The 4,264-nt window shown below is 40.6% G+C and carries 4 protein-coding genes; all 4 read left to right on the top strand.

Going from position 1 to position 4,264, the window contains the following annotated elements; genetic code table 11:
* Positions 1-945: DNA gyrase C-terminal beta-propeller domain-containing protein (locus ACRCJ0_RS09955; protein ID WP_431390339.1), on the top strand; the 945-nt coding region annotated here is incomplete at its 5' end.
* 206 nt (positions 946-1,151) lie between these two features.
* Complete coding sequence (locus tag ACRCJ0_RS09950; RefSeq protein WP_431390338.1) at positions 1,152-2,333, top strand: acetyl-CoA C-acetyltransferase; 1,182 nt, start codon at positions 1,152-1,154, stop codon at positions 2,331-2,333.
* 119 nt (positions 2,334-2,452) lie between these two features.
* On the top strand, positions 2,453-3,304 hold the full coding sequence (locus ACRCJ0_RS09945) for an aldo/keto reductase (protein WP_016897107.1): 852 nt from the start codon (positions 2,453-2,455) through the stop codon (positions 3,302-3,304).
* A 132-nt stretch (positions 3,305-3,436) separates the two neighbouring features.
* On the top strand, positions 3,437-4,264 hold an 828-nt coding region (locus ACRCJ0_RS09940; protein ID WP_431390337.1), incomplete at its 3' end, for a manganese-dependent inorganic pyrophosphatase.

The following is a 4,264-nucleotide window of genomic DNA, read 5'->3' as shown; positions in this document are numbered from 1 at the left end:
ACCCGCGGTGGTTATATCAAACGGTCTAGTCTGCGGTCATTTAAAGCTTCTGGTATTGAAGAAGTCGGTTTACGCGACGGAGACCATGTACAATTCCTTGAAAAAATGTCTACTTTGGATCAGTTAGTATTCATAACCAATAAAGGGAACTACATCTTCCAACCAGTTTATGAATTACAAGACATCCGTTGGAAAGACTTAGGGGAGCATATTTCGCAAAGAATTTCCTTTGCCAGTGACGAATCAATTATCGGTGTCTTTAAATACGATGAAGATAGCAAAGATAACCTCTTGCTTGCATCAGCTGCGGGTATGATTAAACAAACGGCATTGTCAGAATTCAAAGAATTCCGCGGTTATAAAAACAAATCGTCATTAGCTATGAATTTATCTTCTGACACTGATCAAGTAATTGGTGTTTACCGCATTGACGGCGCAACTGACCAAAGCCAAGCCCAAGTCATCTTAGTGACGCATTTTGGTTTTACCTTAAGATACAGCATTGATGAAATTTCGATTATTGGTGCGCGTGCTAAAGGGGTTAAATCTATTAACCTGAAACAAGATGATTATGTGGTTGGATTGTCATACGCAGCCGTTCCAGATGATAACTTGCAATTGATGATGGTGACCCAACGAGGGCATATGAAACGCTTGAAATGGGCTGAAATTAACGTTCTTGGGCGAGCTAAACGTGGTTTAGTGGCCTTAAAAGAATTGAAAACAAACCCACATCGTTTTGTTGCTGCCTTTGAAGTCATTGACACTAAACAGGTATTTGAAGTGCTTACAAGCCAATCTCATCGTGAAAACTTTAGAACAGGTGACGTGGCAATTGCCAACCGGTACTCAAACGGGTCAATGCTTGTAGACGAGAAAGATCATGGTCAAATTAGCTTAGTAACGCCGTTAATTGACTTCACGTCTTTTAATCCTGAAAAATAAATTTTCAATTAAGAATCCGAACGTCTGCCAAGTTTTTATTGTTTTGGTAGGCGTTTTGTTATAGGCTAAGTTTAGAGAAAAACGATAATTACTTATCTTAGTATTGATAACTAGATATTAACAGCATTCTTCGCTATAATTAAAGAGATGAACATTTATTCGCGGATTTAAATCAAGAAAATGAATGAATGATAAAGGAGAGTTTTATGGAAGAAGTAGTCATTGTTGCAGCGAAACGTTCTGCAATCGGAAAATTTGGTGGCCAATTTAAAAGCATTTCAGCAGTTGATTTAGGGGTAGAAGTATTAAAAGAAACACTCGCTTCAATTGATTTAGACCCAAAAAAAGTTGAACAAGTGATCTTGGGGAATGTATTAAGTGCTGGACTTGGCCAAAACGTTGCGCGCCAAGTCGCCCTGAAATCAGGTTTGTCTAACGAATCTACTGCCGTAACCATTAACCAAGTTTGTGGTTCAGGATTGCGTACTGTCATGATGGGCGCACAAGCTATCATGCTTGGCGACGCTGATATTGTGGTCGCAGGTGGTACGGAAAATATGACTCGTGCACCATACGTGGTTGATTCCGCTCGTTGGGGTCAGCGTATGGGCAATGGTCAAATGATTGACACTATGCAACACGATGGTCTAACTGATGCCTTCTCAAACGACGCGATGGGGATTACAGCAGAAAATATTGCGGACCAATACGGGATTTCCCGTGAAGCCCAAGATGAATTTGCAGCCGCTAGCCAAATCAAGGCTGTAGCAGCGAAAGAGGCTGATCGTTTTGCAGAAGAAATTGTCCCAGTGACCATCCCACATAAAAATGGCGTGCAAGTAGTGACTGAAGATGAAGGGCCACGTTCAGGTATTACACCAAAACGTTTGGGTAAATTGCAACCAGCCTTTAAAGAAGAGGGGACAGTTACAGCAGGTAACTCATCAGGTATCAATGATGGGGCAGCAATGCTTGTCTTAATGTCTAAGCGTAAGGCCGATGAACTAGGGCTTAAACCCATGGTATCCATTGCATCTTACGCAACGGGTGGGGTAGATCCTTCAATTATGGGGACAGGTCCAATCCCAACAACGATCAAGGCCTTAGAAATGGCCAATATTACAGCAGGAGACCTAGATTTAATTGAGGCAAATGAAGCGTTTGCATCCCAAGCTTTATGTGTAACCACAAGCTTAGAATTGCCAGCTGACAAAGTTAACGTGAATGGTGGGGCAATTGCCCTTGGTCATCCAATCGGTGCTTCAGGCGCCCGTATTTTGGTTACCTTGATCCATGAAATGCTAAAACGTCAGTCAGTTTATGGTTTAGCGACCCTATGTGTGGGCGGCGGACAAGGGGTATCCGTCATATTAAAACAGGCAGTTTAACAAGTAGGGTGCACTTGCGCTTTTTCAATATTTAAAGTCCTGCACAAGCAAATGATTTGGTCTCAAATGGGTTCATGGTAAACTAAGATTATAACTTAGAATTTGAAGGGAGCTATTCGATGACAATACCAACTTATACAGCGCATGATGGGACCAAAGTCCCACAAATCGGTTTTGGTACATACAAACTTAAAGGATATGATGGGGTAGAATCTATCCAGTCAGCCTTAGAAGCAGGTTACCGTTACCTAGATTCAGCCTACAACTATGAAAATGAAGCAACAGTAGGTGAAGCTATTCGTCGATCTGGAATTCCAAGAGACGAGATTCAAGTGGCTTCAAAATTACCTGGTCGTTACCACAAATACGATGATGCCTTAGTGACTATTCAAGAATCATTAATGCGGGCAAACTTAGACTACTATGATTTTTACTTGATTCACTGGCCAAATCCAAAAGAAGACCACTATGTTGAAGCTTGGCAAGCACTGATTGAAGCCCAAAGACGTGGCTACATCAAAAATCTAGGTGTCAGCAACTTCTTACCAGAACATATTGACCGCATTGAGCGTGAAACTGGCGTCTTACCAGTGGTAAACCAAGTAGAAATGCACCCTTACTTCCAACAAAAAGCGCAACGCGCTTACCATGAGGAGAAGGGCATTATTACTCAATCTTGGTCACCTTTTGTTCGCGCGAATGAAAAGATTGATAAATCAGTTTTAGAAAATGAAGACATCAAAGCAGTAGCTGCTAAATACGGTAAGTCTGCTGGTCAAACAATTTTACGCTGGCAAACGCAATTAGGGGCTATGCCAATCCCTAAATCAAGCAAGAAAGCGCGTCAAATTGAAAACTTAGACTTCTTTGACTTCAAACTGGATGAAGAAGACTTGGCCGTATTTGACCGTTTAGATAAGCCAGACGGCCGCGCAGCCAACCAAGATCCAGCGGTGTACCAAGAGTTTTAGGCAAATATGACCTGAAATATAGTCAAAAAATCAACTTAAAAGGAATTTTTCGGATTTTTCGAAAAGTTCCTTTTTTCGAATTAATCTATGTTAGAATGTGATTATCATTGAATTCAAAAAGGAGCAATAAACGTGAATAAAATTTTAGTTTTCGGACATCAAAATCCAGATACAGATGCCATTACATCTGCTATTTCATATGCCTATTTATTAAACCAACAAGGACTTGAAGCAGAAGCGGTTGCCTTAGGACAAGTTAATGAAGAAACTGCCTATGCCTTGAATGAATTTGGTCAAGAGGCACCACGTGTAATTGAATCTATTGGAACGCAAACAGATACAGTTGCTTTAGTAGACCACAACGAGTCGCAACAATCAGTCGCTGACTTAGCAGAAGTTGAAGTGCATTCAGTTGTTGACCACCACAAAATCGGTGATTTCACAAGTGCCGCACCATTAACTTTCATTGCAAAACCATACGGTTGTTCTCAAACAATTATTTTCGAATTGTTCCAAGAAAAAGGCATCGAAATCCCTAAAGAAATCGCTGGTTTAATGCTATCCGCTATCATCTCTGATACTTTATTATTCAAATCACCAACAACAACAGAAAAAGATCAAGAAGTTGGTTTAGCTTTAGCAGAGATCGCTGGCGTAGATGTTGAAGCTTACGGTTTAGCTTTATTGAAATCAGGTACAAACGTAGACGCTAAATCTGCAAGTGAAATTGCTGATGGCGACGCTAAATCATTTGAAATGGACGGCAAACCAGTACGTATTGGTCAAATTAATGTTGTAGATGTTGACGATGTCTTGAAACGTAAAGACGAAGTGATTGCAGCAATGAAAGACTTAGTAGCTGAAAACGAATATGCCGCATTCTTATTAGTGGTAACAAACATTTTAACAAGTGATTCAGAAGGTCTGTTAGTGGGTTCTGAAGACTTTATGCAACATGCT

The organism is Aerococcus sp. L_32 (assembly GCF_050689315.1).
The sequence above is the reverse complement of the archived record's forward strand: the minus strand, read 5'-3'. Positions and strand labels throughout refer to the sequence as shown.

Coding starts and splice junctions, on each gene's coding strand:
- ACRCJ0_RS09945 (WP_016897107.1), top strand. CDS start 2,453: ATGACAATACCAACTTATACAGCGCATGATGGGACCAAAGTCCCACAA.
- ACRCJ0_RS09950 (WP_431390338.1), top strand. CDS start 1,152: ATGGAAGAAGTAGTCATTGTTGCAGCGAAACGTTCTGCAATCGGAAAA.